Annotated in this window: 7 protein-coding genes; 5 read left to right on the top strand and 2 right to left on the bottom strand. The window is 32.0% G+C overall.

Annotated elements, in window-relative coordinates:
* Positions 1 to 13: 13 nt before the first annotated feature.
* The 5 genes from AACZ53_RS04570 to accC all read left to right on the top strand — a co-directional run bounded on the left by AACZ53_RS04570 (position 14) and on the right by accC (position 3865).
* Positions 14 to 550: a DUF177 domain-containing protein gene (locus AACZ53_RS04570; protein WP_339835145.1), complete on the top strand. Its 537-nt coding sequence runs from the start codon at positions 14 to 16 to the stop codon at positions 548 to 550.
* 9 nt (positions 551 to 559) lie between these two features.
* The gene (rpmF, locus tag AACZ53_RS04565) at positions 560 to 754 is read left to right on the top strand and encodes a 50S ribosomal protein L32 (protein WP_026716620.1); all 195 of its coding nucleotides are present in this window, start codon (positions 560 to 562) and stop codon (positions 752 to 754) included.
* A gap of 161 nt (positions 755 to 915) precedes the next feature.
* Positions 916 to 1926: a beta-ketoacyl-ACP synthase III gene (locus tag AACZ53_RS04560; RefSeq protein WP_339835144.1), complete on the top strand. Its 1011-nt coding sequence runs from the start codon at positions 916 to 918 to the stop codon at positions 1924 to 1926.
* A gap of 15 nt (positions 1927 to 1941) precedes the next feature.
* Positions 1942 to 2415 (top strand): acetyl-CoA carboxylase biotin carboxyl carrier protein, encoded by a 474-nt coding sequence (gene accB, locus AACZ53_RS04555; RefSeq protein WP_339835143.1) that lies wholly within the window; start codon positions 1942 to 1944, stop codon positions 2413 to 2415.
* A gap of 97 nt (positions 2416 to 2512) precedes the next feature.
* The gene (accC, locus tag AACZ53_RS04550) at positions 2513 to 3865 is read left to right on the top strand and encodes an acetyl-CoA carboxylase biotin carboxylase subunit (protein ID WP_339835142.1); all 1353 of its coding nucleotides are present in this window, start codon (positions 2513 to 2515) and stop codon (positions 3863 to 3865) included.
* Between the two features lie 33 nt (positions 3866 to 3898).
* Here accC and AACZ53_RS04545 read toward each other — a convergent pair whose 3' ends face one another.
* Positions 3899 to 4411 carry a hypothetical protein gene (locus AACZ53_RS04545; RefSeq protein WP_339835141.1) on the bottom strand — a complete coding sequence of 171 codons (513 nt, stop codon included), beginning with the start codon at positions 4409 to 4411 and terminating at the stop codon, positions 3899 to 3901.
* Positions 4412 to 4481: 70 nt separating this feature from the next.
* Positions 4482 to 6356 (bottom strand): S9 family peptidase, encoded by a 1875-nt coding sequence (locus AACZ53_RS04540; RefSeq protein ID WP_339835140.1) that lies wholly within the window; start codon positions 6354 to 6356, stop codon positions 4482 to 4484.
* Between the last annotated feature and the right edge of the window lies 1 nt (position 6357).

The following is a 6357-nucleotide window of genomic DNA, read 5'->3' as shown; positions in this document are numbered from 1 at the left end:
AAAAACTGTTGTAATGAATAATTTAAAAGAATATTTAATTCAATTTGTTGGGTTAAAAACAGGGAAACACCAGTTTGATTATCACATAGATGATTCGTTCTTTGAGCACTTTGGTTTTGATGAATATAGTGCTTCAGATATAAAAGTTGAGATCTCGTTAGATAAGAAAAACATGATGCTTGAATTAGAAATTAAGCATAATGGTACAATAAATGTTCCGTGTGATTTAACTAATGAAGACTTTGATTTGATCATAAAAGGTAAAATAAACTTAATTGTTAAGTTTGGAGGTGCTTTTAATGATGAAAATGAAGAAATATTGACTTTACCTCATGGTGAATATGAATTTAATGTTGCTCAATATATATATGAGTCAATAATACTTTCAGTTCCAACAAAAAGAGTTCATCCTGGAGTTAAAGATGGAACACTAGATTCTAAAGCATTAGAAGTTTTAAATAATCTAGCTCCAACAGAAATTAAAGAAGAAGAAAATAAAGATACCGACCCAAGATGGGACGATTTAAAGAAACTATTAACGGATAAATAATATAGTAAAATGGCACATCCAAAGAGAAAAATCTCCAAAACAAGAAGAGATAAGAGAAGAACACATTATAAAGCAACTCCTGCACAAATTGCTACTTGCCCTATAACTGGTGAAGCGCATTTATACCACAGAGCTTACTGGCATGAAGGTAAAATGTACTACAGAGGACAAGTTGTAATAGACAAATCTGAAGCAGTAGCTTAATTGTTTTAAAATAATAGAGAAAAACTCTCACATTGTGAGAGTTTTTTTTTGATTTATTGAATCGTTGATAATTATAATCTATGATTTAATAAGGTTTGATTTTTTTTTTGTAATTTTCACAACTAATCAAATGGTAACATTTGAAAAGAAAAATTATATTTATGAATAAAATAACAGCCGCAATAACAGCCGTTGGATCATATGTTCCGGATTTTGTTATGTCTAATAAGGTTTTAGAGACTTTAGTAGATACTAATGATGAATGGATCACTTCAAGAACAGGTATTAAAGAAAGAAGAATTCTTAAAGAAGAAGGTCAAGGAACATCTTACTTGGCTATAAAAGCAGCACAAAATTTAATAGAAAAAGCAAATATTGACCCATCTGAAATAGATATGGTTATTATGGCTACAACAAGTCCAGATATGCCCGTTGCGGCTACTGGTGTTTATGTTGCATCTCAAATTGGAGCTGTTAATGCGTTCGCTTATGATTTACAAGCAGCATGTTCTAGTTTCTTATTCGGTATGTCAACGGCTTCTGCTCATATACAATCTGGTAGATATAAAAAAATATTATTAATTGGAGCGGATAAAATGTCATCAATTATTGATTATACCGACAGATCTACTTGTATCATCTTTGGTGATGGTGCCGGTGCAGTTTTGTTTGAACCGAATGAAGAAGGTTTAGGTTTGCAAGATGAGTATCTAAGAAGTGATGGTATTGGAAGAGATTTCTTAAAAATTGAAGCTGGTGGATCTATGATGCCTCCTTCTGAAGAAACTGTAAAAAACAAAAGACATTTTGTACAACAAGATGGAAAAACAGTTTTCAAATATGCTGTTTCAGGAATGGCAGATGTTAGCGAAAAAATAATGCAACGTAACAATCTTACAAAAGAAGACGTTAATTGGTTAGTAGCTCATCAAGCTAATAGAAGAATTATTGATGCAACTGCCAATAGAATAGGATTAGAGGAAGAAAAAGTTTTAGTAAATATCCACAGATATGGAAATACTACTTCGGCGACTTTACCTTTGTTATTAAGCGATTTTGAAAATCAATTAAAAAAGGGAGATAATTTAATATTTGCTGCTTTTGGAGGTGGTTTCACATGGGGAGCTATCTATTTAAAATGGGCATATAACAAACAAGAACAAACTAACTAAATCAAATTTTATAACATGGATATTAGAGAAATTCAAAATTTAATCAAATTTGTATCAAAATCAGGTGCAACAGAAGTGAAATTGGAAATGGATGATTTCAAAATTACTATCAAAACCACTTTAGAAGGTTCAGAGCCTACAACTACTTATGTGCAACAAATGCCTGTTTCTCAAGCATTGCCTCAAGCACCAGCAGCACAACCAACAGCTCCAACAGCTCCAGCGGTAGAAGCAAATGATGATGCAAAATACATCACTATTAAATCTCCAATTATTGGAACATTATACAGAAAGCCATCTCCAGATAAACCAGTTTTTGTTGAAGTTGGAAGTACAATCTCTAAAGGAGATGTAGTATGTGTAATCGAAGCTATGAAATTATTTAATGAAATTGAATCTGAAATTTCAGGAAAAATCGTTAAAATTTTAGTGGATGATTCTTCTCCAGTTGAGTTTGATCAACCCTTGTTTTTAGTAGATCCATCTTAATAAATTATTAATTATGAATTATAAATTGTGAATTGGTTTCTGCCAAAATCATGATTTAAGAAAAAGCTCATAACTCATAACTCATAACTCAAATTAGATGTTTAAAAAAATATTAATAGCCAATAGAGGTGAAATTGCATTACGTGTAATTAGAACTTGTAAAGAAATGGGTATAAAAACAGTAGCTGTTTATTCAACTGCTGATGCTGAAAGTTTGCACGTACGTTTCGCAGATGAAGCAGTGTGTATTGGTCCCCCACCAAGTAACCTTTCTTATTTAAAAATGTCAAATATTATAGCTGCAGCAGAAATAACTAATGCAGACGCTATTCATCCAGGATATGGTTTTCTTTCTGAAAACGCTAAATTTTCTAAAATTTGTCAAGAACACGGCATCAAATTTATTGGAGCTTCTCCAGAAATGATTGATCGAATGGGAGACAAAGCCAATGCTAAATCAACAATGATTGAAGCAGGTGTGCCATGTGTGCCAGGAAGTGAAGGAATTATTGCTACTTACGAAGAATGTGAAAAAGTTGCAAAAACAACAGGTTATCCAGTAATGCTTAAAGCTTCTGCAGGTGGTGGTGGAAAAGGTATGCGTGCTATTTGGAAAAAAGAAGATTTAAAAAATGCTTGGGAGTCTGCAAGACAAGAAAGTAAAGCTGCTTTTGGAAATGATGACATGTACATGGAGAAACTTATTGAAGAGCCAAGACATATCGAAATTCAAGTAGTAGGTGACGCTTATGGAAAAGCCTGTCATTTATCTGAAAGAGATTGCTCTGTACAACGTCGTCATCAAAAATTAACAGAAGAAACTCCTTCTCCTTTTATGACTGATGAATTGCGAAATGCAATGGGTGCTGCTGCTGTAAAAGCTGCAGAATACATTAAGTATGAAGGTGCTGGTACGGTTGAGTTCCTTGTAGATAAGCATAGAAACTTTTTCTTTATGGAAATGAATACTCGTATTCAAGTTGAACATCCTATAACAGAACAAGTAATTGATTTTGACTTAATACGCGAACAAATTATGGTTGCTGCTGGAATTCCAATTTCAGGTAAAAACTATTTTCCAATGTTGCATTCTATTGAGTGTCGTATTAATGCTGAAGATCCTTATAATGATTTTAGACCTTCACCAGGAAAAATCACTACACTTCATACACCAGGAGGTCATGGAGTTCGTTTAGATACCCATGTTTATGCTGGATATACAATTCCACCAAATTACGATTCAATGATTGCAAAGTTGATTACAACAGCTCAAACAAGAGAAGAAGCTATCAATAAAATGAAACGCGCTTTAGATGAATTTGTAATTGAAGGGATAAAAACAACAATTCCTTTTCATAGACAATTAATGGATGAACCTGATTATGTAGCTGGAAATTACACTACAAAATTCATGGAATCATTCGTAATGAAAGATAAAGTAGAAGAATAAATAACAAAAAAGCTCAATGAAAATTGAGCTTTTTTATGTTAAAGAGTTTAATAATTTTTCAACTTCTCTTTTTTGCACAGCATATTTTAATTGTAAATCTGATTCTTCGCCCATTCGATTAAAATACTCTAAGCCTTTTGTAGCAAAATGCTTTTTATGAAAATCCGAAGCTTCAGGAATTAAAGGAAAGTTAGTGTGAAATAACATTTCATAATAAGCTTGCCACTCGCGTTCGTTTTTGTCATCTACTCTTGTTTCTATAGTTTTTTGTTTTATGTGAAGCATTTCGTGTGCTAATAAATTCAAAACTAAAACCAACGAAAATTCAAATAAATTATCAGGAATTACTAGACAATGAGGTTTTCCAAAAACACCTTCTGTAGTTAGTAAAATAAAGTCTGGTTTTGCAGTTTCACGCAATTCAATGCTGCCCAAATTAGGATGTGACATTTCATATTCTTTAATTAGAAAGTGAGCTGCATCAATTGTTAAACCATTCTTGTGAAAGATCTTTATAGTAAATTCAATATCTCCAATTGGCATCATAAAATAAAAATTTCAAAAATTAAATTCCAAAACCTTCTGCAAACTAAAATCGTTAATCTTCATTCAACAATCACAACGTTTCTTTCAACCATTTAAAAAATTCACGTTGCCAAACTAAACCATTTTGCGGTTTTAAAACCCAATGATTTTCTTCTGGAAAAACCATAAACTTACTTTTAATTCCTTTCAATTGTGCAGCTTGAAATGCTTCTTGGCTTTGTCCAATTGGCACACGATAATCAATGCCACCTTGAATGATAAAAATCGGAGTATTCCATTTGTTGACTAAAGTAATTGGATTGAATTCATTAAAGGTTTTTTGAGCAATTTTATTTTCATTTTCCCAATAAGCTCCACCAGAATCATAATGGGTAAAGAAGACTTCTTCGGTTGTTCCATACATACTTTGTGTGTTAAAAATTCCAGCATGTGAAATGAATGTTTGGAATCTGTTATTATGAATTCCAGCTAAATAAAACACAGAATAACCACCATAACTTGCTCCAATAGCTCCTAGTCGTTCTTTATCAACGTAGCTTTCTTTCGAAACATCATCAATAGCAGATAAATAATCATCCATTACTTGTCCGCCCCAATCACCACTAATTTTTTCGTTCCATTCTATTCCATGACCTGGCATTCCTCTTCTATTAGGTGCAACAACTACATAGCCTTGTGAAGCCATAACTTGAAAATTCCATCTAAATGAATAAAATTGTGTCAACGCACTTTGTGGTCCACCTTGACAATATAAAAGTGTTGGATATTTTTTTGAAGCATCAAAATTTGGAGGTAAAATTACCCAAACCAACATTTTTTTACCATCAGTTGTCGTAACATATCTTCTTTCTGTTTTGCATTTTGTAATTTTAGAATAAACGTCATCATTCACTTTCGTAATTCGATTCCACTCTGAACTTTTCAAATCATAAGAATAAATCTCATTGGCATGATTCATATCACCACGAGTTACAATGATTTTTGAATCATCAAATCCTACAAATCCATTTATGTCAAAATCTCCTTTTGTGATTTGATTAATCCTAATCATAATTTTGGTTAAACCTGGAAAATTGACTTCAAACAATTGTTTTGTTCCGTCAACCGCAGCAATAAAATAGACGTTTTTGCCATCTTTACTCCAAATGAAACTATCAACAGTTCCGTCCCAATTGCTTGTCAAATTGATATCTAATCCTTTATGACGAACAATGATGTCGTTTTTATCTGCTTCATAACCATCTTGTTTCATTTGCAACCAAGATAGATCTCCGGTTGGTGAAAATTGTGGGGCAATATCATATCCTAAATTCTTTTCAGTAAGATTTTTAGTGGTTTTAGATTCTATGTAGTATTCGTACAAATTTGTATTTGTAGAAGTTGCATAAGCTGTCCCTGCTTTTTTCTTTGAAACATAAATAACTTTTTTCCCATCAGGTGAGAAAATATAATCTTCATCACCACCAAATGGTTTTTGGGGACAATCAAAAGGTTCGTTTGCCATGATATCTAAATCATCTACAAAAACATGATTGTGATTTCCTTCGTTCCAAGTGTCCCAATGGCGATAATCTAAACCTTCATAAATTTGAACATTTGATTTGTCTAATTCAGGATAAAAATCCTTTCCTAAAACCTTATCTATTTTAATTTCTTTATGTGAAATAGTTTTTCCGTTAAGAATATTTTTATCATTTAAAAGAGATTTATATTCCTTAATTTCTTTAGCTTTTCCACCAGAAATGGGAATAGAATAACAAGTTGAATTCAATTTATTTTCAACCATATCAGGTTTTGAAACTTTATATATTATTGCTTTTCCGTCTTTTGAAATACCTAATGCAGAAACTCTACCTAATTTCCATAATGTTTCTGGAGTCATAATTTCTTGAGCTATTCCTGTAGTTGATATCATAAATAATGCAATTAAAACTAAATTTTTCATA

Source organism: uncultured Flavobacterium sp. (assembly GCF_963975005.1).
Lineage (GTDB): Bacteria > Bacteroidota > Bacteroidia > Flavobacteriales > Flavobacteriaceae > Flavobacterium.
This window is presented reverse-complemented; position numbering and strand designations above follow the sequence as displayed.